Genomic DNA, 25,340 nt, shown 5'->3' on the forward strand with positions numbered 1-25,340 from the left:
GATGAGGATACTAATAAAGACACCATTATAGTTGAATTTGAAAAAGATAAAAAGACACGGACTGTTGTTGTAAGTCTTAATGAACGAAGCGCTCAAGACTATAAATATGAAATGGTTTATGATCCATATAAACATGTTTTAAAACGTAAAAAACCATTTATTCAAAAGGTGAAACAATATCCTTTAAAATTAGGTTATGCTTTTACAATACATAAATCCCAAGGCCAAACTATTGAGCCTATGCTCCTTGATTTAAAAAGCAATATTTTTGCTTCAGGACAGTTATATGTAGCATTAACTCGTGTAAAAACATTCAATGGTTTATATTTAACAAAACCTGTTGCATTTAGTGACATAATTGTTGATGAAGAACTTATTAAATTTTTAGAATATTTAAGAACAGGAAAATATGTTTCAATTGATACTCACGAGTTAATTGATTCACAAAACTCTAAGAATACCCCATTAAACAATTTATTGAAAGAATTTTCACAAGATACAAAAAATAATATTGAAATTGAAGATGATTTCAATTATAAAATTAATAGAATAATCCATTGTGCTTATGACATATATCAAGTAGATGATTTCGAAATGCTTTTAGTTGAAATAAAAAAACTTACTCAGATTATCTCTAAATCATTTGACATTTCCCGTGACGATGAAATGTTGTTTAAAAGGATTAATGAAATTCCTGATAAACATGTAGATGAATATATTTGTAATTTAGCATTGTCAGATATTTACAATACCTATAAAAGAGTATATACTAATATAAATCCATTTTTAATTTAGATAAATTATAAAATGTTTATATATTTTTAAAACCAAATAAGGAGGACAATATAATGATAACATGTAGTGTATGCGGTCATTTAAATGATTCCTCAAGAGCAACATGTGAAGAATGTGGATCTGATTTGTCAGACAGTCCAGATTGGGGAAATGATTTTGATGATGGTGATGATATAAACTATGATGATTTTGAAGAATTTGGATATGCTGATGATGGATACTTTGATTAATTGATTTGAATGTCAACTGCAATAGATTTTCAATAAATTTGGAATAGATTTGGAATAGATTTTGAAGATTGATTTAAATACAGATTTTTATAAATTATTATTCATGTCAATTTTAAATATTGAAGTTTTAAAGAAAATAATTGAAAATATACCTGAAGATTATGATGTTGAATTTTATAATGGCACTACCAATGTTCCGCTTAGTGACAAAGTAGAAATTGATGTTAGTGGCAAAAGGATATTATTCAAATCCTAAATATTTGAATTTTGCAATATCGTAACATGAAAATTTTAATCAAAATACTCCATCTAATCTTTACATTAAATTTTTTAATGCTAATCGAATTTTTATAAAAGTAGTTGATGGTCATATAATTTCATCCTACTGCAGAAAAATGAAAATATTTAATTAACATGAGCTCGATAAAAAGTAGTGTTGAGAGAACATAAGTATGACAACTTTCGCATGCCCTTTCATATAACTCTCTCCGAATCAATAATTAATTAATAGTTTGACTTCAAGTTATATAAAATTTAATGAAAAAAAAATAAAAAAAATAAATTAATTTGGATTTACAGTAACATTGCCTTCATATATACATCCCTGATATTTATCATGGCCTGCAAAAGTGAAATTACCGTAGTAGTTGTCACCGCCCACATCAGGCAGATATTCCTCATTTTCAATAACAAATTCACCATTTTCATCAGTGACTACATCAACAATTGTTCCCATTTGATATCCAGGTTTGTGGAATGTGATTGTCTGATTTGCAACACCATTACCATATGAATCAACAAGCATTCCTGAAAATGAATCTCCTTCAGTTACTTGAGTTTCATTAACAATTATGAAAGTTGAAACATTATTGTTGAACTGGAACCAGAATATCCCAATGCAAATTACAAAAGCTACTAATAATAAAATTAAAAATTTACTTTGTTTTTCCATTTAAGCACTACCTAAAATAGCTTCACGTACTTTATCAACTGCAATTTGTTTTTTTGCAGGAAAAGCAGCGATTTTAACTCTTAGATGGATTGAATCGCCTTTATCTAAAATAGTTAATTTTTCATCTAGAGCATCGGCTTTGTCAAATCTTAAAAACCAGTTTCCCTTTTCATCAATTTTCTGCTCTAAATCATTGTTTAACTTTTCCAAATCAACAGATTCTAAAAGTTTGTTAAAAAAAGTCTTTGTGTATCTTTTTTTAGATACCATCCCGGATAAGATTATAATCTTATCTTCAAGTAATCCTTCAGCTTCTTCTGATTCTATTTCAGCTTCAGGAAGTAAGTTTAAAATAGCTTGAGAAATTTCATCAACACTTTCATCTTCATAAACGAAAGCTCTGAATTTAATATTATGAATCATTTTAATCAAAAATAAAAAGGAAAGAAGAAAAACTATAAGTTTCTTCTTCTAGCTTGTTCTGAGCCTTTTCCTTTAGATTTAATTCCACGTCCTTTGTTACCAGCACTAGTTAAGCCTCTGAGAGCTCTGTTAGTGTGTTTTTTGGAACAAATCCAATTGATTTTTTTATCGTTAACGATAGAAGGACTTTGTGGATCAACTAAGATAACTTCGAAATATTTATATTTTCCGTCAGACCATACCCAGTAGGAGTTTAATACTTCTAAGTTAGGGTATTTTTTGCCTACACGTTCTTCAGCCATTCTTTGAATAGATTTAGCTTGGGTAATTTTATTTACACCCATTCTTTTAGGTTTACGACCGTTGAAACGACGAGTTTTTCTTCTACCCCCACGTCTTACTCTGGTTCTTACTAAAACGAAACCTTTTTTAGCTCTGTAACCTAAGCTTCTTGCTCTGTCGAGTCTGGTAGGTCTTTCAATTCTTTGAACAGCTCTTTCTCTTCTCCATTTAGGAGCTCTTTGCCACATGAGTTCACGTACGTAAGACTCATCTGGATTTTTCCATGCGTCTCTAATATATTTATACATAAATAACACCTTTTTGTTCAGCCACTAGGGCCACATCCATTTGGGAACTTGTCCCGAAAAAAGTAATTTATTTACTGTTAGAAATAACAGTAATAAAATATTTGTTTTATGTATTTATAAATGTATCGTAAAAATAAGTAAAAATCATTCTTTTAAAAATATTTTGAATTTAACTACTTTAAATTCATCACCCACATAAACATATTCAATATATGTATTTACAACCACACCATATAACATTTTACCGGCATCCATAAGATTAGCTAAAATAATATTATCTGCTCTTGGAACATAACCTATTTTTTTACCATCATATTTGACCAGAATGGCATGTTCATCATATCTATTGTCCTTTTCACGGAACAAATCCAAATGATCTCCCTCTTTAATAATAGAAAATATTTCATCAATATCATCAATATAAACTAATCCAGCCACATTAACTGTAATTAAATAAATGTCTTCCAAAAAGGGTTTTACTTCAGGAGCATTATGCAGAAATCCAATGAAATCAGACACTTCAGAATCAATTTTTTGAATATTTGCCATATAAATCAGAAATTCTATTTTTATAACTTAAGATATCCTCATCAAATTGAATAATTAGATTTTTAAGCATTAACTTATACCTGTTTATATTGCATTCACCGGAAAGCATATCCTTTTTATTGTATGGATATCTCTTCTTAACTTTAGCTATTTCTATTTCATTATACACAATCAATTCATTTAATCTTTCAACTTCAGATTTTAAGTCTAATTCAGGACCAATATTCTTATTTGGAATAAAATAGTATAATGATTCAAGTGCATCTAGATTACCCATCTGAAATGCTTCAGTGATTTGTATAAACAGTTTTTTTCTATAATCAGATTGATCAGGATGTAAATCAGGATGTAACTTTAAAACACATTCCTTATAAAGTGACTTAAGCCTTTTGGCATTCTTTTTTGAGAGCTTATGGAACTTTTTATCACCAATCAGTTCATCCAATTCTTCCATTTGAAGTTTGATATTGTGCTCATATTCTAAAAACTCTTCTTTTAACGCTTCATCAATCAAGTCAAGATTGACCTCGTCCTGACTGTTAATTTGAATATAGAGCAAACTAAGTTTTCTTTTAAGAATAGACAACTCAACATCTCTTTTATAGAGATCATGCTCGAGCAATCCGAAGTTTAAAAGATATTCCCTTTCTATATTAGGACATATATGTAAAGTAAGCTCCTGATATTCAAATATCAAATCAGACAACTTATTTTTTAATTTTTCAAATTCAGGATGAATGATTAATGACAATTTTATCACATCATTTCGATAACTATAAAGTTAAATATAGAATTATATAAATATATACCTTTCTTATTATTGAGTGTGACATTATGAAAATGCCGGAAACTATAGATTCAAAATTACTTGCCCCATGCGGAATTAATTGTATTAGCTGTGAAAAATATCAAAATCCATGTGGAGGGTGTTTAATCAGCAATGACGGAAAAAGTAAAGCCAGCTTAAAGTGTAAAATTAAAACCTGCTTTGATTCTAAGAATTTCAGCTATTGCGGACGCTGCAGTGAGTTTCCATGCCCACTCATGAAAAAGCATTCAAAAAAATATATTAAAAGACATGATTTGAACACCCTTGAAAGTGCCAAAAGAATTAAAACTACCGGAATTGGCCGTATGATGAGTCAGGACCGTGATAAATGGTTATGTCCAGAATGCGGTGGTGTTATTAAATTCCAAAGCAAAACATGTAGTGAATGCGGATATGAAAGTAAATAGAAAAAAACTATTTACTGTTCAATTTATTATTCAAATCACGTGCAACCAAATAATAATATATATAAAAACTAGCCCAGAAAACAGCTGCAAAAATGCAAGCTATTGCAATCCATGTTATTATTGGACCGATTCCAAGATTAATTGGCATCCATTTTAAGTATACTGCAACTGCAAACAATACTCCCATACCAATAACCATCTGAAAGATAACCTGAAGAGGAAATGCAACATTCTCATTTTCATAAATCAAACCACTTAAGGAGAATGCCCAACCAACAACAATTGTTCCGAGAAATGCATTTATAATATCAATACCGCTGAATCGAATAGTTTCAGGCCCTACTTGAAGAGATATCATTACCATGACACACATTACAACAAAACATCCGACAAATGCTCCGAATGCTAATCTTCTAACTAAATCCAGTTTCATGAAATCACCTATAAAACCAAAGCCCTTTTAAATTCAGGCAAATATTTTCTTGAGATATTATCCTTCAAGCCGTTTTTAAGTTCTATAAACATCATTCCCTTAAGTGAAGGAGCCACTCTTTTTATCTTTTTTAGATTAACGATAGTGGTTTTTGAAATACGGACAAAATCACTTGTTAAAGTTTCTTCAACTTGATACAATGGCTTTTTAATGATATACTCCTGATTTTCTGTATATACATTGACCTGTTTATCCTCAACTCTAAACATGAAAATCTCACTAAATTCCAATAATGCTATGTCAGACCCCCTTTTAACTGCCAGCATTTCATTTGAATCATCACTTTCAAGAATTGACATTGCTTTTGTGATATTATCTGTCAATTCATTGGTGTGAATGTCAGCATACGGCTCTTCAATATCTCGTGAAACAAATAAATTTACCTTCATATTTTATTTCCTTAGTTTTTCCATCTCTTCTTGAATTTTTCGTTCCCTGTATTCTTTACTGTCAAATCTGCTGCTGAACACAAATGCCTTTAAGAATTCGACTGCAATTCCAATTCCCCAAAAGAATACTGGAAATGCAACCCACCAGAATTCCGGAGTGAAAATATAGTTAACAACAGCCAGTGCAGCATTTACAATCAGATATATTGTAAAGCTTTTATAAAATTCTATTTTTGCATCTGCTCTTCTCTCAGCAATTACCCTTAAACTGTCACTCATCTAATCACCTCTTTTTGAAAGTTCATTTTCAACAATTCTTTCACGATTGTAACTAATTGGATATGCATCAAAAAGATCTTTTAAAAGAGCAATTCCACCAAATAACATTGCAAATTTGAGTAACCAGAAATCTCCCAAGAATACGAAACAAACAATTACCAATATAGTATTTGAAACTATAAACTTAAATAAATTTTCTTGAAACCTGATTTTTGCATCCACTCTTTTTTCTGCCTTTTCTCTTACATGCATATTATCACCATTCGATAATAAAAGTTAGTAAAGTAATATATAAATGACTAATTGGCAATATGTCCAAGATGCATAATATTGGAACTGAAATGCAAAAAATAGTAATTAAAAATAAGAAATTAAGTAGCTATAATATAGCTACTAAGAAATATAAAATAGAAGTTACAGCTGGAACAGATAAATTGTCGATTCCACCATAACTTACTGCTTCACATATTGTTACAACAGCAGAAATTGCTATGATATTTACAATATTGAATTCTGGCATGGTACATCCGATAGATGCGAAAACCATCCATACAAATACACTCATTACAGAGGTGACAACAAACATTGCAAGTGATCCTTCAAGAGATTTAGTTCCTCCGAATATTGTGTATTTGACTCTACCGAATTTTTGACCGATTAATGCTGCAAAACCATCACCATATACCATAGGAACAATAGCTAATGCTACAATCCAGATGTAGAATTTAGAGTCATTTGCAGGAGCAATTGTTGTAAATATTGCAATCAATATTGTCCAGATTCCTGCATAGAAGAATAATCCTAATGCATGGCCTGATTCTGTTACACTGTTTTCTATTGTAATTGGAGAATATTCTGTTAAGAAGAACAATGCAATTGTAATCGGCAATGTTAAAAACCAAACCATGTTCCATGGATCTGCAAAGAATGGCATTGCAAATATCATGTTACCTACCATAATATGCAAGAATTTACGTGAAACTTCAGGTTTTGTTTTTAAGACCATTTCAGCTATTACAAAAATAACTGCTACATAAATATAAACTACGATTAATGCAATAATGTCTGTGAATATCATCAGCAATACTCTCCGTATTCACAGCCAGTATTTTCCATTTTTACGTGGTCGATAAGAGTTCCATCTTTTTTGTATAATTTGATTTCACCCCAACCGTTTCCACCGTTCCATAATCTGTTGTGTAATTTTTTACCGGTAGGAGCTTCATATTTAATTAATAACATGTCTTCACGTTTGCAGTAAAGAACCAATTCCATTCTGGAGTCTTTGTTACTTGCATTTACTCTCCAGGTATGTACTTCTTCACCTTCTTCAAAGTCAAAGTCTATTTTTACCATATTCCAGAAACGAGCGAAGTTGTATTCATACATTTTACCTTCATAGTAGAATCCAATTAATAATTTACGAGGAATGGATATTCCAAATGCTTTTGGTTTTCCTCCACCTGCTTCAAAAGCTGAATTGTTTAATTTTTTACCGGTTTTGAGACTGGTCAAGTTACATGATGAAATCCAAAGCCAAGGTGATGTAAAGTCTCCACCCCAGTTTTTATCAGCATATCCGTATGATTTTTCAGGAATTACTTCATATTCCCTACCGTCGAGCCAGATGGTTCCACTGTATTGAGTTTTGATTCCTTCAGCATGCCAGAACATTTCGAATGAATTTAATTTTCTAAATAGGCTGTTAGCACCATAACCAACGTTAAAAGCAATTTGTTTATCAATATCTAAATCCCACATCATTTCTCCAGCATCACTCATGAATTCTGGGTGTTCCTGAGCTTCTTCTTCACTGACTTTTACTTGTCCATTCATATGAGTTTCTGTAAGACTGCAATCTCCTACTCTTATGTTTAATTCATCGTCAGGACAATCGAAGTATTTCATTGAGTAAAAATTATGGATTTGTTTTTTGTTTTTACCCCATGTACCTGCTTTGATCATACAGTATGATGGTTTTTTACCTGCTTTTTGATTTTCAGGCAATTGTCCGAGAGTAGGTTCTTCTTCAGCTAAAGCTGGATTACATACAAAGTATTCTATAAAGAAAGGTTTTTCTTCGCCAGTTTCTTTATCATATGCAGTTAAGGAATGCCACCACCAGTCATAACCTTTTTTGGCAAGTGATCCTTTGAGCATATAATAATCTCTTTTCAAATCACTTTTATTCATTATTAATCCTCCAAGATAATACATTGTTATTTTTGTTAAAAATCGTTTAAATAATTTATTAAAATATTTCATTGAAAGAGAGTATAAATAAAAGAAAATAAGGAAAAATAGATATTATTTAAAATGAATGTTTTCAATACAAAAATTTAAAACAAAAATAAGCATAAGTGCTGTAAACAAAGTTAATAAAAAAAGTGGTGTTTAAAATACTTCTTTAAAAGATAATTTTACAAAAACCTCAAGAGGTTAGGATATGATAAATATTATTGACAAGGATAATATTCTACTTGAATTGAGGGAATTAACGAAAAATAAGGAAAATTGGGAAACAAAGATTGATGATGTTGCAGTTAAATTGAATGAAAATTATTCTGATGCTGTAAAAGCAAAAAGGTTATGAGTTATTTAAGAAATTGGATTAAAATATCCTATAAAAATAGAAAACATATTTAGTTACTGGAATCAGATAATCAAAAAATTAAAAAAATAATTAACTTGATCATGATTACTTGATTAAAAACATTTTTTGAGTTTTGAATCGTTGCAAATTGAAGATTATGGCATGAAAAAAAATAAGTGAAGCATTTGAAAATGCTTCCATGTTTAAACAAGTTTATTGTATATTTCTTTACCCAAAGCTGCAGCCAAAGCCAAACCTATTATACCAACTGGCCTAAGTAAACCAATGAAATTATCCAAAGCATCTCCAAAAATCAATATTAATATCGTTGACATTACAATAAGCAACAGAAAGACAATAATTATACTTAAAACACCACCTAAAACTTTTCGAATTATAGATGAAGATTTATTGTTAAATTGACATTCCGAAATATTAATAGGTTTAAATTCACTTCCAGTATCAGTAATCATATCACTAGCTGAATTAAAATCTTTAATATAGGGACGTAAATCCATTAAAAATAAATTCAATGTTAATAACCAAGATTTAACCACATCATCAGGCATTACTTCTAAACGATTATCATTAAATACATTACAACATGCAAAATACTCTGCACATTCACCAAATGAAGAAGTAACTCCTGAATCAGTATTTAATTCTAAAGTGAGTGTACCCATCAAATCTCTGTATATAATATTTTTTAACTTATTTGCAGAAGAATTCCACCTTATTTTTTTCATTTGATTAAATAGTTCATTATTATATTTAAAATTTTGATTGAAATTAGATGAAATATCCTGATTCAAAGTCAATTTATGAATTAAATTACAGTAATAAATTTTTTTCTCTCATTATATGATAAATCTCTTTTAAGTTCACTAACACAACTATAAACAATTATATCATAAACAGATGCAAAATGAAGTTTGCTCAATTGAGATTTACTAAAAATTCCAAAAATTTTAAAACAATCTGATACATATTTAAAAATTGGAATATCATCTTTTAATTCATCAAGTTCAATAATACAGGTATAATCAACATTATCTGAAATAAATATGAATTTTTCATTATTTCTTAAAATCATATAATAATTTACGGAGTTCATATGCTCCATTAACATCTAAAAAAGGATTAAGGGCATTATATGCTTTAATCCATTCTTTTTCAATGAATTCTTTTGAAACCATTGTACACCTACCATAATCTAAATTTTTTCACATAAGATTTTAAATATTTAAATGAATTTTTAACATAATTATATGTACTCTTTTTATAATGATTATAAGTTGAATAAACTTTCTTTTTTGCATAATTATAAGTTGAATGCACTTTTTTCTTAATATAATGACCCGTAGAATAAAATTTCTTTTTGGAATACTTATAAATTGAATAACATTTTTTCATACCAAAATTAACGGCAGAGTAAACTTTTTTCTTCACATATGAATAACTAGAAACTAACTTATGTTTTACTTTAGAAATAGATTTAACAATATTCTTTGAAGAACTCTCAATTAATTTAGTTGTAGCATTATAAGATGAATAAATATTTTTAGAAATTGAACCACCAATAGATTTTGTTTTATCATGTTAAACCAGAATATTGATTCAAATAGACTATTAGAGGTTAAACATTATATTTTTGTGATTTCAGTAATAGGTTTGTTCTTTCAAATCCCCATCCTGTGAAGTTTAAAATAAATGTTTTCAACACAATACCAAAACAAAATTTTATGATTTTTAATTTAATATTCATGAGCCATCCCAAAAAAGAAAAAGAAGGAAAATTAAACTTAATTATTTAGTTCCATATACCCTATCTCCAGCATCTCCAAGACCCGGAAGGATATATGCATTTTCGTTTAATTCCCTGTCAACAGTTGCACAAAATATTTTAACATCAGGATGATTATTTTCGATTGTTTCAATACCTTGTGGAGCCGCTACAAGACATAACAACTTAATTTTGGTTACACCATCTCGTTTAAGCCTGGAAATTGTTGCTGATGCACTTCCACCTGTTGCAAGCATTGGATCAACTACAAGAACCTCCCTATTATCAATTCCTTCAGGCATTTTATAATAATATTCAACAGGCTCAAATGTTTCTTCATCCCTATAAAGACCAATGTGCCCTATTTTTGCGTTAGGAATTACATTCAATACACCGTCAACCATACCCATTCCTGCCCTTAATATTGGAACGATAGCATAGTTATCTTCATTTAATTTTCCAGTTTCCATTTTTTCAAGAGGGGTTTCAATTGTTGTTTTTTCAAGTTTTGCATCCCTCATTGATTCATAAACAAGGATTGTTGAAATTTCAGTTACAAGTTCTCTGAATTCTTTAGTTCCGGTGCCAATATCTCTTAAAATCGCAAGTTTATGAGTTATTAATGGATGGTCTAAAACAAATTCATTCATGTTTTTCCTCCGGAATTGCAAGATTTAAGATTACACCGACAACTGCTGCAAGAGACATACCGGACATTGCAAGGGACAAGTTACCGCATACAACTGATAATGTTGCTCCACCTAAACCTAAAACAAGCATTGTTGCAGCTACAACAACGTTTTTGGTATTGTTGAAGTCAACTTGATTGTGGATTAAGATTTTAAGACCATTTACACAGATAAATCCATATAAAAGAACAGAAATACCACCTAAAACAGGAGCAGGAATTGCAGTTAAGAATGCAGTCAAGTGTCCTGAGAATGCAAATACGATTGCAATTAAAGCTGCAAGAGCAATTACATAAACGGATGCTACACGGGTCATACCTACAACAGAAGTGTTTTCACCATAAGTTGTGTTTGCAGGACCACCTAATAATGCTGCGATGAAAGTTGCAAGACCGTCTCCAAGCAAGGTTCTGTCAAGACCAGGATCTTCAATCAAATCACGGCCAATGATTTCACTTAATACTTTGTGGTCTCCAATGTGCTCTACCATTGTTACAAGAGCAATTGGAACAATTGTGAGTGCTGCTGCGAAGTTCAAATTATAATTCATGAATGGTACATAGAATTTAGGAATTTCAATTACATTTGCAGATAAAGCTTGTGAAAAGTCAACCATACCAAGAGCTGCTGCTACAGCATAACCTACAAGAATACCAATTAAGAATGGAATTACACGTAATATTCCTTTTCCACGAACTGCTAAAATTGCAGTAGTTAAAAATGCAATCAATGCAACAACAAGATTTTGCCATGGAATTACAGCTAAGTCCAAACCGATTTCATTAATAGCTGTTGGAGCAAGAGATAATCCAATAACCATAATCATAGGACCTACAATTACTGGAGGTAACAATTTATTAATCCATGCTTTACCGGAAACTCTGATAATACATGAAACAATTACATATACTAAACCAACAAGCATTAAAGCTGAAAATACACTAGCTTTACCAGCCAATGCATAACCTGCTACCATAGGAGCAATGAATGCAAAGGAGCTTCCCAAGTATACAGGACTTCTTCCACGAGTACAAATAAGGTAAATTAATGTACCTATACCAGATGTAACTAACGCTACCGGAATTGATAAAACATCTGCACCTGCAGTGGTGTTTACAACAATAGGTACTAAAATTGTAGCCCCAAACATTGCACATACATGCTGTACAGCAAGTAAAACCCACCTGAGTGCCGGAGGCTTGTCACGAACCCCAAGCAGCATATTATTATTTTCTTCAACCATATATATCACAAAATTCCTATATTTTATCATAAATTGATTAATTATTTTAAAAATTTTTATTGAATAATTTAAAAATAATAGTTAAAATATCCACACTTTGTAAAATAAAGTGTTAAATATAGCCATAACAATTTCTGACTAATTATATATATCTGAATAAAACAATAAAATATTTTACTATTTCAAAATTGTAGTAAAAAATAGAAAAATAACGATAAAAATTGATTAAAAAATTTACAATTATAGAATTCATATAAAAATAATAAACAAAATTGAAAAAAACTATTTAAAAACTTTACAATTATTAAATATCAATTAAAAAAAAAAATAAAAAAGTGGGAAAATAATTCCCGTTTTAAATTTAAGCTTCTGCAGGTTTTCCTTTTTCTGCCCATTTTACAGTCATTTTTGTAAATGGTTGAGCAATAGCAGTCCAAATCAAACTTAATACCCAGTGGGAAATAATCATTATTAAGATATCAGTAACAGCATATACTCCGATGAATGCAAGACCGATGAAAATAAAGTTATCGACTAATTCACTGAAAGCAAGAATTCCTAAGTTTTTAGTAGAAGAGTATTCTTTACCAGCGTTTACTTTAGCGGTGATCTTTGCGTTTACAAAGTTACCGATCAAGTAACTGATGTATGAAGCTACGAGAATTCTTGGAGTTTGAGTAAATACAAATGCAAGGCTGGAATCTCCTGTGAAATAAGCTGGAGAAGGTAATACCAATATTAAAGTTGTCATGAAAACAAATAAAATATCAGTAGCAAGACCTAAAAGGATAGTTCTTTGCGCTACTTTTTCACCATAAACATCTGCAACTACGTTAGTTAAAATGTATACTAAAGGATAGATTAAAACTCCAGCAGGAGTTTCCATTCCTAAAAATCCAATGTTAATAACTTTAACAGTAATCAAATTTGCAATTGTGAAAGCCATACAGAAAAATGCGGTAATAATTACACGCTTTTCACTAAAGTCAAAATTCAAATTCATACAAAGTAATATTGATTATACAAATATTTAAATTTAACACCGTGAATTTAAGTCACTGTATAAAATTTAAATCAAAAAGTAAACATGAATATCAAAAATATTCAAAATAAGAAGTATTAATGCTTGAAAATAAAAAATAAATGAAAAATATACTTTATTTTAATCAAATAAATAAAATAATAAAAAAATATTTAACCTTGAGATTCGTTAAAAATGAGGTATTTTTCCATTATATTAGAAATTGTAGATTCATCGAATCTTTAAGACAAACCTCAAGGAAATGAGCAATATCACTAGAAAATGTTGGTTGATAAAATCCTCTATCTCGTATAATCCATAAAAGTAATAATATACATTAAATGGAACTTAAATTCCAAATAATGAATATTTCGTCTGTTTTGAGATTAATAAATTATCTTCTTGCTTTTCCAACTCTACGAGCAATTACTATTTCCCCAACAGAGATTAAACCAGCAAAGAATTTTTCCAAACCACCAGTTGACCAGATAGCTTCTCCGAAAGTAGAATTCATAATATTTGCTTCATAATCCTTAGGAGATATTTTGACACCAGTGGTTTTTTGAGATACTAATGCAGATGCATCCATCAGTTCATCCCAGGTTACACCTTTAAGTTGGTTTTGCATTGCTTCATATAATTTTGAAACTTTAATATCATATAATTCAGATACTAATTCTACAATATCACAAGCACGAACCATACCAATAATTTGTTTATCATCATTTACAACAGGTACAGTTACAAACTTATTGTTTGCAGTTAAGATTACTGCTTTTCTTGCAGGATCATTTTCATGAACAGTCCCAATTTCTTCATAACCACTCATGATTTCTGAAATTTTTTCATTACCTTCCCTTAATCCACGAGTAATGTCGAAAGAAGTTATCCATCCTATTAATTGTTTGTTATCATTAACAACAGGACATGTGAAACGTCTAATTTCTTCCATTACTTTTGAAACTTCAACTATACTATCATTTGTATTTAAATATACAAAATTTTTATCCATTAACTCTTTAGCTCTCATAAACAGACCTCATTTTTATTTTATCACTTCTCTTTTCAAAGCCACTACCGGACAACGATGAGTGCATTCAATGCATCTAATACATTTATCATCATTTAAAACAACTTTACCATCCACTAATTCAATAGCTCCGGTCGGACAGTTTTCTTCACATAAATAACAATTGACACACAAATCGTGATTGACATCAATAAAACGACTGTGGATTACAGGACCAAAGTAACGATCCAATTCTATTGCATTGTCATTAAGTGATATTTCAGCACATGCTCCACATCCAATACACATTTTTTCATTAACATATGGATATAACTCATCTTCAAGGAGTTCAATACCTAAATCCATATCCAAATCATCAAAGAACTCTTTAAATTCAAGAGTAAATGCATTGGTTGGACATAATGTCGCACAATCATCCCAATTATTATCGACAGAGTAATCGATTGAAATATTGTTCATACGAATTACCCTATGACGAGAACTTACATTAGCTAATTTATATTCAATTATCTTCTCTTCACTTTCACTATCATAAACAATTGAATTGTCAATTATTTTAACTGCTGAAACAGGACATGATTGAACGCAAATTTCACATTTAACGCACTTGTCAGTTATTTTAGCTATTCTGAAAATATTAGCGGGCTCAATTGCATTAACTGGACACTCGCCAACACAGGTATTACACCTTACACATCTAGGTGAAACTGCAATGATTTCATCATTTGCACTAAATCCATCCAGTTCAAACTGAAAATCATCACGATCATCATCTAATTCAACAGATTTTAAAAGAACTTCACGTTCCAAATCCTTCATCTGTTTTATAAAAGACACATTCATTTTAATACCTACTAATCAATTTTTTAATATCTAATTATCTTAATAAATTCACTTAAAAGAAAGCCTCTAAATCTTTAGCGGAAGGGAATTTATCCATTCCAAATCCTTCAATTGATTTACTTGCAACCCAATTTCCGATTCTACAGGATTTTTCCAAATCATATCCTTTTAGGAAGGAATATAAAAATCCACTGTTAAAACTGTCTCCAGCACCAGTAGTATCGACAACATCACACTCATATGATTCGACAAAACAATCAGTCTGGTTGTTCATTGCAAATACTCCTTTTGCCCCTTGTTTAATTACAACAGTTTCAATTCCAAATTCAAGAAATCCTCTAGCCAAATCTTTTAAGGAAGCTTCATTATTATCACATAATAATCTTAATTCTGATTCATTGATGAGTAATATATCAGTCCTGTCAAGGATTGGTTTTAACTCATTGAATCCTTTTTGAACATATAACATTCCAGGATCAAAGCTTAATACAGTATTTTCGTTTAACAAATCCAGTAATTCAATTTGGGTTTTAAATGAATCTCCAACAAAAGATGTGTAGTGCATTACTTTACATCTCATAAAATTGATTGGATTTATTTCATCAATTTTAATCTCATCATTTACACCAGGGTCAATGTATAAGCATCTTTCACCATCATCATCAACAAAACCTAAGCATTTTCCGGTTGAACCTGTCTCTGAGTAAATTAAATTATTTGAGTAAACACCATTAATGGCCAAATTGTATTCTATTAAATCCCCATCTTCATCTTCAGCTATTTTTCCAATGATTGATGTTGAACGGCCAAGTCTTGATAAACCAACAATTGTATTTGCTGCAGAACCGCCAGGAGCGTCAATTTCACTTTTTATGAAACTTTCTTCATCTTTACCTGCAATATTTCCAACAGAGTAAAGTTTGTCCACATTCAGTGCTCCGAATCCAACTACTTCTGCATTAATATCATCATCTAGAATTTCCATTTTAAAACCTTACTTTAAAATATCTAATAAATTTATATTTTTATCTCCAAGTTTACCATCAAAATTACCTGCAGATATTCCAACTACGCCTTCAAATTCCAAAGCAGCATCAATACCTGCTTTAACTGCTTTGTTCATTGATTCTTCATCAACTGCATTTATTACAATTTCAGGAATATAGTTAACTCCTTCAGGAACTTTAGAAACATCTCCTAAAGATTCTTTAAGTGAAGGACAGTAAACGTGATTTGTGGTTGGTCCAATTTCAGGATAGTTTGTCTCCGGTTTTGAAGCTGCAGAACAAATATCAAATGGTGCAGTAGCTCCTTCAACATTCATTATTGCATCAATTACTGCTTCACCAGCTTCAATTACTACTTCAGGTGTAGTGCATAAATACCAGAAGTTTCCTCCCATAATTCCATCATTGATTTTGAATTTTTCTTCAATCTGGAAGTCAGGAACTGCAATAGGTACATTAATCATTTTTCTATCGTATTCCTCTACGATCCATTCATATCCGTCACCACAGTGACCTACAATATCCATCATTTCAATATATTCATCACTGTCTGATGTTGAATAGTCAAAAATACGTGTAAATGGTTTTACCAATACATCTTGCCTTAATCTGTAAGATAATTCAAATGCGAATTTTTTAACATCATCTCCACCTAACCAGTATTGAACGACAGCACCATATCTTCCATCTGGAGTTTGTGATTCATCTAAAAATCCTTCTACACCACCTTCTACTCTTCCTATAACTGCGCTTGGTGTTGAAGTGGAATCATAAGCTGCTCTTTCAACAATTTTTTTGGTAGGGCCTGTAATTAAAGCTCTTACGTATTTTCCTTCAAATGCTTCAAAGAATGTGTCTTGTACTTTTTCATAACTCATTTTAATACACCTGTTTTTAACCTAATCCGCCTATATCCTGACCACGAATATTGTTTCTCATTTCTTTGCTGACTTTTAAAATTTCATCAAAGTTGTTTTCATTGATTATTTGGATTAATGGGTAATTTTCATTGCTGAAAACTGAGAAAAACTTATCTTTAATTTCTTCATCAATATTATAATCATTGAATAAGCTTTCATAATCATTTAAATTATTATAATCTTTAATAAATTCTATTACTTTGTTTTTGTCATTATTTGCATAGATATTTGCTATAACTGCAGTTGTTACTGCACTTGGAGATACAATAGCTATTTCAGCAACTTTCAATGGGTATTCATTACCGTTGAATGATACACTGATACCATTGTTCCTGTGGGCAAAATCAAGAGGTTCCACATCTGTTATACTGTCTCCTATGTAGAAGATTTTATCCTTGTTGATGTTATCTCTTTCAATGATTTGGTCAATAGCCAATTTCTTGCCCTGTCCTCCGACAACTTCAATATTCTTGATATTTTCATAGATTCCCATTTTGGTAATCTGTGAGAAGAAAATATCATCAAATAATTCATAATCTTCAGGGTTTTCCAAAATCAACTTTTTGAATTCAGTGATTTTTGTAATTTCTTCATCAGTTAATGTAAGGTTATCTAGATTTACCTTAGTGTAAAATGTATTTTTGAAAGGTAATTCCATATAATTAGAGATAGCCTCAATATATTGACCATAACTGGTACTAACTATGTAAGTATTCATCTCTTTTTGCAAGTAAGTTAAGAGGAATTTTGAATCTTCAACTGAATAAATATGATTTTGTGAAAACTCAATCAAATCTTTGTTTTTTAGACCTTCAACAACAAAGAAAGGCAAAATCAATTTCAAGGTATTGCCTGCTTTATAGTTTTCCTTTTTAACGACATCAACCAGATAATCATCATATAAACTGAGAAATTTAAATAATTCCCCGCCGTCTTCAATGAATTCAGCTGCAAGTTCAAATGCATTGTCATTTAAGGTCAATGGACCCTCACAATCTGTAATGAATGATTTTTCAAACATGAAATCACCTGAAGTTAACTATTCTGATTGCATCGAGCGGACATATCGCTTCACAGTTTCTGCAGTAAATACATTTTTCACTGTCATATTCCATGATATCATCACCCAATGTCAATGCTCCTGTTGGACAGTTCTTTGCACAAATTGCACATGCTTGACATTTAGGATTTGAAATTGTGAAATCAGCCAATCTTTGACCGTGCAAGTATGATCTTGCATAGTACAGGTCAGTGTCTTTACTATAGAAGTAATCATCATATGCACCAATTGCATCGAATTTACATTGTTCCACACATTTTCCGCAGTATATACATTTATCTTCATTAATTTTAATTGGATTTGGACCGTTTAGTTCAATTGCACCTGCAGGACATACATTATAACAGTCACCGCATGCAATACATTTATTGTTGTATACTTCAATGTTTCTGTCCATTAAATAAGATCCAACGAGTTTTGTGAACTCTCCAACTTCAATGTTTGAATTAAGACTGATACTTAACTCCCTTTCCATTTCATCATTTACTTTATATTCAACGAAATTTTCAAATGTCAAATCGTTGAATTCGAGAGCTATTGACTTACCTACCTTTTCTAAAACCTTGTTTAAACTGATTAAATCCAGTGAAAGTATTTTAGTATCATGGTCTACAATGCTTGATACTATATCAAATGATTTTATTTCACTGTACATTTTGTAAGCTTTTTTACGTGAAGAGTATTTTATAGCCCCTGAAGGACATGAATGCATACATTCCTCACATCTTGCACAGTAGCCAGGATTAATGTACGGCAATTTGTTGGTTCTAGCCACATTAAGAGCACCCATTGAAGGACATACTCTTGTACATGTCATACAGCCAATACAATCTTTCTGGTTGACGACAACAGCCTTACCTCCTTTAACTGTTTTAGGAAGCAATTGACCGTATTTAATTGCATCTGTTGGACATACTCTGAAACAGTATCCGCAACGTACACAGGTATCCTTATCAATTTCACTGTGCGGAGGTTGTTTTCCATCTGAAACAATATGAATTGAACCTTTTTTACATGCCATTACACATGCTCCACAAGCTTTACATAATTTCACATTTATGTTTGGAACATTTTCCTTTATAGGTGGGTCCATATGTACATCAAGAGATATTGCATCATAAGGACAAGAATTACGGCATAATACACAACCGAAGCAAGTGCTTTTTATTTTAATAAGACCTTCTTCATTATCAACATATATTGCATCAATAGGACATGAATCAAGACAAGGTTTGTCATTACAATTTGCACATTTTGTTTTGTCGATGAAATATTCGACATCCACATGCCTCAATGGTCTTGGTGTTTTAGTATAACTGTCAATCATAACACTCACTCCACAATATCCTCATTTAAATTAGATGCTTTTACTGTAACATGAATATTTTCACCATCATCAAGTGCGAATTTAGCCATGAAATACTTGATGACTGAAAATGGACAGGTTTGGTAACAAATACTGCATCTTAAACATCTTTCTTTATCTCTTACGATTGTATCATTGACTTCATAAAATGAAATACAGTTTGTCGGACAATCAGGAATACATAATTGGCATTTTTTACATTTTGATTTATCCCAATCAATGATTCTGACTTTGAGCCTGTTGACTGCATTGGTAATGATTTCCAAAGCTATTTCTTCATCAGGCATGATTTTTAATGCTTCATCCCATATCTCAGAGAGAGGAACATCATATTGCAAAAGCCCGTTATGTTCCAATGACCTTAAATCCTCTTCCTCATTATTGATAAAGTTTTCAAGATAATTTACACATAATAAGATCAATTCTTTTTGGTCTTGCAAGTTATCGACAAATACTCCTTTCATTGCACCGTTAACAGGACACACGTCAAGACATTCTCCACAGGAAATACATTTTAGCTGATCTACAACAATCACATTGCTGTCTGTTTGACTTATAGCTTCAACAGGACATTTTTTAGCACATTTTTTACATTTTATACATAAATAATCATCAACAATGAACTGTCTTTTTGATGGAATAAGATTGAATTCCGGGTGAATGAAATGATTGTGACCGCATTCCAATGTTTTTGGTTCTGTTGGACATACTTCTGCACAGAATCCGCATCTTATACAAGAACTAGGATTGATTACAGGATATGTTGAACCTTCACCAGTTTCATCATCCTTTTCCCTTACTATTTTGATTGCATTTGGGGATGGGCATGATACGGTACATGCTCCACAACCTATACAGTATTCTTTATTTACTTTAGGAAAATCTCTAAATCTTTCGGGTTTTTCTGCAATTTCGGGATTTGTTTTTGCATTTGTAAATGCATCAGCCCAAGCTTTTCTTGCAAAGTCAAATATGTACCACATTAGAGATGACATCTATTTCACCTCATAAATGTTTTTGAGTTCTGTTTTTCCATACTCGTTGGTAATAGCTACTCTTTCAGCACAAGCAACACAAGGGTCGCAGGACGCATAGGTTGCAACTGCATCAGCTATTGTTGGAACGTCACGAATCATGTATTTAGCACATGAATCCATATTCGCAATACTTGGAGTCCTTATTGAAATATGTTTGATTAAATTACCATTGGTTTCAATCATGTATGTTACTTCACCACGAGGAGCTTCGTTTCTGTTCATTGCATAACCTGATTTCAAATCAGCAGGAGTACGGATTTCACCTTCAGGCATATTATCAATAGCTTGTCTGATTATGCTTATTGATTCAGGGATTTCATCAAATCGGGTTAATGTTCTTGCGTAATTGTCCCCTTCTTTTCTTCTGATTACTTTAAAGTCGAAGTAATCATCATATGTGTAGTGGCCAATTCTGTAATCTTCCTTAATATCAGAAGCCCTTCCTATAGGACCGACTGCACGGCCTTTTATAGCTTCTTTTTTGCTCATGTGGCCAATTCCTTTACATCTTAATGCAAGTGCAGGGCCTTCTGCAAACAGTGCTCTTGTAGTGTCGAAACCTTCTTCGATTTTCTTGAGGTTTTCAAGTATCGGTTTGAAGTGGCGTTCGTCAGCATCCATTCTGACTCCACCAACAACGTTCCAACCCATATTAACTCTGTTTCCAGTCAATAATTCAATTGAATCCATTGCATATTCCCTTAATTCCAAAACATGCATGAACAAGGTTTCGTGATCCATTGCCTTGAAGAATGTTGAATTTGCAAGCAAATGGCTTTGTATTCTGTCAAGTTCATTGGTAAGCACTCTTAAGAATTGTGCTCTTAGCGGAACATCAACATCTGAAATCTTTTCTATTGTTTCTGCAAATGTCTGTGTGTGTTCGTATGAACAGATACCACATACCCTTTCAGAAAGATAGATTCCTTTCTGCCAAGTTTGTCCTTCAATAATTTTTTCGATTCCTCTGTGAACGTATCCATATTCAATTTCTGCTTTTACAACTCTTTCTCCTTCAGTTTGAAGCTTGAGTCTTAGAGGTTCTTTTAAAGCTGGATGAATAGGACCAATTGGTACAATCATTTCTCTTCCCTCCCACGGTCAGCGATAGCTTGTGGACCCACAGCCAGAATAGCTTCTAGAATTTCGCTAGGTCTAGGTGGACATCCTGGAATTGCTGCATCAACTGGGATAAAATTGGATGCAGGTGCATGTACTTTTCCCCCTTCCTGAGCAAATACATCTCCGGATTGAGGACAATTTCCAACAGCTACGACAATTTTTGGTTCCGGAGCTTTATCATAAACTCTTTTTAGGTTTGTAACCCATTGTTCGGTTACAGCACCAGTTAATAATAAGACATCAGCTTCACGAGGATTGTTTTGAACATAAATACCATATTGCTCTAAATCATATCTTGGGGACAATAATGCAACGACTTCTACGTCACAGCCATTACATCCACCACAATTCACAATACAGACATGAATTGAGCTTTTCCTCACAGCATCTTTAACAGTGTCTAACATGTACTCCCTCTTTTATTTTATAAATGAATAAATAAACATCAATATTTAATTTCTTTTTTCAATAATTCAAATAATTCTAATTTTCCTTCTTTTAGGACATCATCATATGATCTGCCTTTTTTAACTTCCCCTACAAGTTTCATTTTTAATTTTTTACCTTCACTTTCAGGTATTATCTCCAGCGTACCTATAAACCAGCAAAGCCTTAAATCAGCATTGAATTTTTGGTATAGACAAATGTCTCTTGCTGTTTCGAATGTCCCATGCAAAGCTTCAAGGTCACTCATGGAGAACAAATCGAAGAACACCTCTTCAAGTTCTTCGGTTGTGCAATCAAAATCCTTGGAAAGTGGAATTATGATGTCTCTTTGCCAAGCATAGCTTTTAATTATCCTATCTTGCATTAATCTTAATCTTTCGTTGTCATTCATTTTAAATCAACATCCCACTTTTCAATAAGAAGTATAATACTATTGCAACAACTAAACCTACAGCAGTCTCCCTTCTGCCGTATCCAGGTCTTCCACCCATTACGAATCCAGCGAGGAGAAAACCGATTGCAGATAAAATCATATTGCCTGAACAGAAACCCAATGCCCATCCGACAGCAGCCCCTACAGCAAGCAATACATTGAATTCATGGTCTGCAACATAAGGCTCGCCATGTAATTTGTAACTGTAGAGCAAACCAAGAATGGAACCAACAGCAAATGCAACGATGTAAATCATATAATCTAACATAATATCTCCTACATTGGTTTATAAAGCAATATAAATGAACATATAATTGCTACAATTGTTATTACAAAACATAATTTCTCAATACCTTCAATCTTATGTGCAAAGTTGCCCTTAGAAAGCAATACGAAAGCACTTAAGATGATTCCAATAATTATTATCGGAGCAATAATAGCTGAATGGAATATTGTTGTCAATACACCTATAACGATTATTCCGATAGCAACTAATGCTGTGAAATAACGTATTACATCTTCACTATTCATAATACTACCCCACTAAATAACATGATAATTGTTCCAAAGAAGCAGATTGCTCCAATTGTAATTTGTGTCATAACTGAATGGTTTGGACTGAATATTGGAGTTGTTGCGTTGATAAATCCTGTAATGAATGTGATTACAATCATTCCAATTACATATCCAACTGCATTCAATGGTCCGAAGAATATTGTCAAGAATACCCATAGCATTACGTACCATGCAATTGATTCTGAAAATAACATGAAGCCTCTCAAGAATCCAAAGTGTTCTGTTTCAAATCCTGAAACCAGTGCTTTGTCCTTGGTTATTGCAAATGGAGAATATGGTGATTTTGTAATAATCAACATGAAGAACATTAAAGCTGCAAGTGGGATTGTAAAGAACAATGGACCGTGAACGGATTGATATGAAATGATTTCACCAATATTCATTGAACCGGTTACAAGGTAAACAAACACAATTGCTGCAAACAATGGAAGTTCAGTTGCCGCAGACAATACTGCCCTTACACAGCTTAATTTACCGTATGGTGAACCGGAACTTGATCCTGAGTTATGTTCAACAATTTTGTAAACAGCATAAACACCAAAAATGATTAACAAGGAATCATGAGCTACAGGACCTGCGATAACACCAACAATCCATACTAAAGCCAATATGAATACGATTCCCACATAGAATATTTTTGAAACTGTTTTTGGGAATGCTGTTTCTTTAAAGAAAAATTTCAAAGAGTGTAACAAATGCTGGACTATAGGTGGTCCTGGACGTTTTTGAACACGAGCCATGATTTTTCTATGCAAACCGAGAAGCAAACTTCCTGCGATGAATGCAATTATTACTTGAATTAAAATTTCTGCCATTAAATTCATAATACCACGCTAATATCCAGTGAATGGTTCTTTCACCCTTTCTTCTGCATCTTCAGGTCTTGGCTTAGCCATAGTGAGTAAACCTAAAGATAGCACCCATACAGGTATACCAAAGATAGCAATAGCATAAACAATCCATGCTTCAAAGTCAATAACAAGACAAGCGAGAATAGCTATTGTTGATAATACCAATAAAACAATACATAAACCTTTTTGACTATCCATACTATCACCTACCATAATACCAATAATAAAATTTCAACTGCTCTTACAATAATAAATAATGAACTTAAGTGAATAATAACGATGAATGGAGATCCGGCGGTCCTGAACATCTCTGCTTTACTTGCAAAGAAAGGTGCTACTCCACTTTCACCTAAGATACCTATTAACATCAATGCTGCACCAAAGACCATCATCGGAGTTGCAGTCATTTGAGATAATGCTGCAAGTGATAATGTTCCTGCTGATGCAAGAATAATAGCTGCACCACCAAATAATGGTAAACTACACATCATAGCGATTAAACCATAGTTAAATGCTGAGTTTAACACACTTGTTTGTCTTACAGCTGACACAATACCAATGTTCAACATTCCAACCAATGCCATAAACAATGTGAAGTTAAACAAATCTCCTGTAATCATTGCACCTGCTGATGCAATACCACATATTACAGACAAGAATCTTCTTTGTTTGAATTCTTTCGGACCTACTTTAACTTCAGTATTATTTAAATAATGCATAGTGGCTTCTATTTGAGTTTCAGGTTTGCTTAATCCAATCATTATTGTAAAACCTAACAATACTGCAAATAAGAACAAATTAAATGGAGTTAAGTATAATACGATATCTCCAAGTGGAATTGTTCCAAGTACATTTCCTCCAAGTGTAACAAAATCCATACTCATCACCTACTCCTTATCAATGTCCTCTCTCATAAGTAGTCCAATTAAACCTATTTTTGAAGCTACTTTTAGTAATAAACCACATGCTGCTAAGAATAAACTCAATAACCAGTATTGAGGAGCTACGAAGAATAATAAGAAACCTATTATCCATATACACCATGCGATACCTGATACTCCTGCAAGACCATCCACAACAAGTACTGGAAGACCTCTTGCTTTTTTAGACAATGCATATAATACTATTCCACCACCAGCTACTGCACCTCCAGTAAAACCAGTTAAGAAAATACCATAACCGATTAATACCAATGCAATAAAGTTAGGAGCAGTTTGCATAATTTCCATATTTAAAGCAAATGGCTGTGGGAATAATGAAGAAGATTTAGACATCTTTCTTGGATTATTCTCAATAATACGCATTTCACGAGTAATTAAAATTTCAGAAATTGACAAAGTTTCTGCAAGTTCTACTAACAAACCAGGTAAGATTAAAGATTCT

At 31.9% G+C, this 25,340-nt stretch carries 36 protein-coding genes and 1 pseudogene; 5 read left to right on the top strand and 32 right to left on the bottom strand.

Annotated elements, in window-relative coordinates:
• The first annotated feature begins 168 nt into the window (after window positions 1-168).
• From MR875_03665 to MR875_03675, 3 genes and pseudogenes are all read left to right on the top strand, one after another.
• Window positions 169-303 (top strand): annotated as a pseudogene (locus tag MR875_03665) (helicase C-terminal domain-containing protein).
• 545 nt (window positions 304-848) lie between these two features.
• Window positions 849-1,025, top strand: coding sequence for a hypothetical protein (locus tag MR875_03670; GenBank protein MCI6993940.1), 177 nt, complete (start codon window positions 849-851; stop codon window positions 1,023-1,025).
• Between the two features lie 103 nt (window positions 1,026-1,128).
• The gene (locus tag MR875_03675; protein ID MCI6993941.1) at window positions 1,129-1,281 is read left to right on the top strand and encodes a hypothetical protein; all 153 of its coding nucleotides are present in this window, start codon (window positions 1,129-1,131) and stop codon (window positions 1,279-1,281) included.
• A 306-nt stretch (window positions 1,282-1,587) separates the two neighbouring features.
• On the opposite strand, the gene MR875_03680 is transcribed toward MR875_03675, so the two are convergent.
• From MR875_03680 to MR875_03700, 5 genes are all read right to left on the bottom strand, one after another.
• Window positions 1,588-1,977: an Ig-like domain-containing protein gene (locus MR875_03680; protein ID MCI6993942.1), complete on the bottom strand. Its 390-nt coding sequence runs from the start codon at window positions 1,975-1,977 to the stop codon at window positions 1,588-1,590.
• The gene (locus MR875_03685; GenBank protein ID MCI6993943.1) at window positions 1,978-2,400 is read right to left on the bottom strand and encodes an RNA-binding protein; all 423 of its coding nucleotides are present in this window, start codon (window positions 2,398-2,400) and stop codon (window positions 1,978-1,980) included.
• Window positions 2,401-2,432: 32 nt separating this feature from the next.
• Window positions 2,433-2,990: a 50S ribosomal protein L15e gene (locus MR875_03690; GenBank protein ID MCI6993944.1), complete on the bottom strand. Its 558-nt coding sequence runs from the start codon at window positions 2,988-2,990 to the stop codon at window positions 2,433-2,435.
• Between the two features lie 144 nt (window positions 2,991-3,134).
• Window positions 3,135-3,539: an HIRAN domain-containing protein gene (locus MR875_03695; GenBank protein ID MCI6993945.1), complete on the bottom strand. Its 405-nt coding sequence runs from the start codon at window positions 3,537-3,539 to the stop codon at window positions 3,135-3,137.
• Window positions 3,517-4,290, bottom strand: coding sequence for a J domain-containing protein (locus MR875_03700; protein ID MCI6993946.1), 774 nt, complete (start codon window positions 4,288-4,290; stop codon window positions 3,517-3,519). The genes MR875_03695 and MR875_03700 overlap by 23 nt, the downstream gene beginning before the upstream one ends.
• Before the next feature lie 83 nt (window positions 4,291-4,373).
• On the opposite strand from MR875_03700, the gene MR875_03705 reads away from it, so the two are divergent.
• On the top strand, window positions 4,374-4,775 hold the full coding sequence (locus MR875_03705) for a DUF3795 domain-containing protein (GenBank protein ID MCI6993947.1): 402 nt from the start codon (window positions 4,374-4,376) through the stop codon (window positions 4,773-4,775).
• 7 nt (window positions 4,776-4,782) lie between these two features.
• Here the strand turns inward: MR875_03705 and MR875_03710 are convergent, their stop codons facing one another.
• From MR875_03710 to MR875_03735, 6 genes are all read right to left on the bottom strand, one after another.
• On the bottom strand, window positions 4,783-5,208 hold the full coding sequence (locus tag MR875_03710) for a DUF3021 domain-containing protein (protein ID MCI6993948.1): 426 nt from the start codon (window positions 5,206-5,208) through the stop codon (window positions 4,783-4,785).
• Between the two features lie 8 nt (window positions 5,209-5,216).
• Complete coding sequence (locus tag MR875_03715; protein ID MCI6993949.1) at window positions 5,217-5,657, bottom strand: LytTR family transcriptional regulator; 441 nt, start codon at window positions 5,655-5,657, stop codon at window positions 5,217-5,219.
• A gap of 3 nt (window positions 5,658-5,660) precedes the next feature.
• Window positions 5,661-5,936 carry a 2TM domain-containing protein gene (locus MR875_03720; protein ID MCI6993950.1) on the bottom strand — a complete coding sequence of 92 codons (276 nt, stop codon included), beginning with the start codon at window positions 5,934-5,936 and terminating at the stop codon, window positions 5,661-5,663.
• Complete coding sequence (locus MR875_03725) at window positions 5,937-6,188, bottom strand: 2TM domain-containing protein (GenBank protein MCI6993951.1); 252 nt, start codon at window positions 6,186-6,188, stop codon at window positions 5,937-5,939.
• A gap of 127 nt (window positions 6,189-6,315) precedes the next feature.
• On the bottom strand, window positions 6,316-7,014 hold the full coding sequence (locus MR875_03730; GenBank protein MCI6993952.1) for an SEC59/DGK1/VTE5 family protein: 699 nt from the start codon (window positions 7,012-7,014) through the stop codon (window positions 6,316-6,318).
• Entirely contained in the window at window positions 7,014-8,129 is a 1,116-nt protein-coding gene (locus MR875_03735; GenBank protein ID MCI6993953.1) for a tocopherol cyclase family protein, read from the bottom strand. The genes MR875_03730 and MR875_03735 overlap by 1 nt, the downstream gene beginning before the upstream one ends.
• A gap of 253 nt (window positions 8,130-8,382) precedes the next feature.
• Between MR875_03735 and MR875_03740 the strand changes: the two genes are divergently transcribed.
• Window positions 8,383-8,529 carry a hypothetical protein gene (locus tag MR875_03740; GenBank protein MCI6993954.1) on the top strand — a complete coding sequence of 49 codons (147 nt, stop codon included), beginning with the start codon at window positions 8,383-8,385 and terminating at the stop codon, window positions 8,527-8,529.
• Between the two features lie 203 nt (window positions 8,530-8,732).
• Here the strand turns inward: MR875_03740 and MR875_03745 are convergent, their stop codons facing one another.
• From MR875_03745 to MR875_03845, 21 genes are all read right to left on the bottom strand, one after another.
• The gene (locus MR875_03745; protein ID MCI6993955.1) at window positions 8,733-9,275 is read right to left on the bottom strand and encodes a hypothetical protein; all 543 of its coding nucleotides are present in this window, start codon (window positions 9,273-9,275) and stop codon (window positions 8,733-8,735) included.
• Between the two features lie 80 nt (window positions 9,276-9,355).
• Window positions 9,356-9,622 (bottom strand): hypothetical protein, encoded by a 267-nt coding sequence (locus tag MR875_03750; protein MCI6993956.1) that lies wholly within the window; start codon window positions 9,620-9,622, stop codon window positions 9,356-9,358.
• 713 nt (window positions 9,623-10,335) lie between these two features.
• Window positions 10,336-10,962, bottom strand: coding sequence for a uracil phosphoribosyltransferase (gene upp, locus MR875_03755; GenBank protein MCI6993957.1), 627 nt, complete (start codon window positions 10,960-10,962; stop codon window positions 10,336-10,338).
• Window positions 10,955-12,244, bottom strand: coding sequence for a uracil-xanthine permease family protein (locus MR875_03760; GenBank protein ID MCI6993958.1), 1,290 nt, complete (start codon window positions 12,242-12,244; stop codon window positions 10,955-10,957). The genes upp and MR875_03760 overlap by 8 nt, the downstream gene beginning before the upstream one ends.
• A gap of 361 nt (window positions 12,245-12,605) precedes the next feature.
• Window positions 12,606-13,247 (bottom strand): queuosine precursor transporter, encoded by a 642-nt coding sequence (locus MR875_03765; GenBank protein ID MCI6993959.1) that lies wholly within the window; start codon window positions 13,245-13,247, stop codon window positions 12,606-12,608.
• Window positions 13,248-13,659: 412 nt separating this feature from the next.
• Window positions 13,660-14,295 carry a CBS domain-containing protein gene (locus MR875_03770; protein ID MCI6993960.1) on the bottom strand — a complete coding sequence of 212 codons (636 nt, stop codon included), beginning with the start codon at window positions 14,293-14,295 and terminating at the stop codon, window positions 13,660-13,662.
• 15 nt (window positions 14,296-14,310) lie between these two features.
• On the bottom strand, window positions 14,311-15,138 hold the full coding sequence (locus tag MR875_03775) for a 4Fe-4S binding protein (GenBank protein MCI6993961.1): 828 nt from the start codon (window positions 15,136-15,138) through the stop codon (window positions 14,311-14,313).
• Between the two features lie 52 nt (window positions 15,139-15,190).
• Window positions 15,191-16,123 (bottom strand): carbohydrate kinase family protein, encoded by a 933-nt coding sequence (locus tag MR875_03780; protein ID MCI6993962.1) that lies wholly within the window; start codon window positions 16,121-16,123, stop codon window positions 15,191-15,193.
• A 9-nt stretch (window positions 16,124-16,132) separates the two neighbouring features.
• Window positions 16,133-17,023: a formylmethanofuran--tetrahydromethanopterin N-formyltransferase gene (locus MR875_03785; protein ID MCI6993963.1), complete on the bottom strand. Its 891-nt coding sequence runs from the start codon at window positions 17,021-17,023 to the stop codon at window positions 16,133-16,135.
• A 16-nt stretch (window positions 17,024-17,039) separates the two neighbouring features.
• Entirely contained in the window at window positions 17,040-18,086 is a 1,047-nt protein-coding gene (locus MR875_03790; protein MCI6993964.1) for a hypothetical protein, read from the bottom strand.
• A gap of 4 nt (window positions 18,087-18,090) precedes the next feature.
• On the bottom strand, window positions 18,091-19,452 hold the full coding sequence (locus tag MR875_03795; protein ID MCI6993965.1) for a 4Fe-4S binding protein: 1,362 nt from the start codon (window positions 19,450-19,452) through the stop codon (window positions 18,091-18,093).
• Window positions 19,453-19,457: 5 nt separating this feature from the next.
• Window positions 19,458-20,486: a 4Fe-4S binding protein gene (locus MR875_03800; protein ID MCI6993966.1), complete on the bottom strand. Its 1,029-nt coding sequence runs from the start codon at window positions 20,484-20,486 to the stop codon at window positions 19,458-19,460.
• Window positions 20,487-21,611, bottom strand: coding sequence for a nickel-dependent hydrogenase large subunit (locus MR875_03805; protein MCI6993967.1), 1,125 nt, complete (start codon window positions 21,609-21,611; stop codon window positions 20,487-20,489).
• On the bottom strand, window positions 21,608-22,057 hold the full coding sequence (locus MR875_03810; GenBank protein ID MCI6993968.1) for an NADH-quinone oxidoreductase subunit B family protein: 450 nt from the start codon (window positions 22,055-22,057) through the stop codon (window positions 21,608-21,610). Before MR875_03810 ends, MR875_03805 begins: the two co-directional genes overlap by 4 nt.
• Before the next feature lie 38 nt (window positions 22,058-22,095).
• Window positions 22,096-22,488: a DUF1959 domain-containing protein gene (locus tag MR875_03815; protein ID MCI6993969.1), complete on the bottom strand. Its 393-nt coding sequence runs from the start codon at window positions 22,486-22,488 to the stop codon at window positions 22,096-22,098.
• Between the two features lies 1 nt (window position 22,489).
• Window positions 22,490-22,798, bottom strand: coding sequence for a DUF2104 domain-containing protein (locus MR875_03820; GenBank protein ID MCI6993970.1), 309 nt, complete (start codon window positions 22,796-22,798; stop codon window positions 22,490-22,492).
• A gap of 8 nt (window positions 22,799-22,806) precedes the next feature.
• Window positions 22,807-23,061, bottom strand: a complete 255-nt coding sequence (locus tag MR875_03825; GenBank protein MCI6993971.1) for a hypothetical protein — start codon at window positions 23,059-23,061, stop codon at window positions 22,807-22,809.
• Window positions 23,058-23,930 carry an NADH-quinone oxidoreductase subunit H gene (locus tag MR875_03830; GenBank protein MCI6993972.1) on the bottom strand — a complete coding sequence of 291 codons (873 nt, stop codon included), beginning with the start codon at window positions 23,928-23,930 and terminating at the stop codon, window positions 23,058-23,060. Before MR875_03830 ends, MR875_03825 begins: the two co-directional genes overlap by 4 nt.
• 9 nt (window positions 23,931-23,939) lie before the next feature.
• Window positions 23,940-24,155, bottom strand: a complete 216-nt coding sequence (locus MR875_03835) for a DUF788 domain-containing protein (protein ID MCI6993973.1) — start codon at window positions 24,153-24,155, stop codon at window positions 23,940-23,942.
• An 8-nt stretch (window positions 24,156-24,163) separates the two neighbouring features.
• Window positions 24,164-24,835 carry a hypothetical protein gene (locus MR875_03840; GenBank protein MCI6993974.1) on the bottom strand — a complete coding sequence of 224 codons (672 nt, stop codon included), beginning with the start codon at window positions 24,833-24,835 and terminating at the stop codon, window positions 24,164-24,166.
• 9 nt (window positions 24,836-24,844) lie between these two features.
• Window positions 24,845-25,340, bottom strand: a 496-nt coding sequence (locus tag MR875_03845) for an EhaG family protein (protein MCI6993975.1), incomplete at its 5' end; no start/stop codon positions are given.

It is taken from the genome of Methanobrevibacter sp. (assembly GCA_022775905.1).
GTDB lineage: Archaea > Methanobacteriota > Methanobacteria > Methanobacteriales > Methanobacteriaceae > Methanocatella.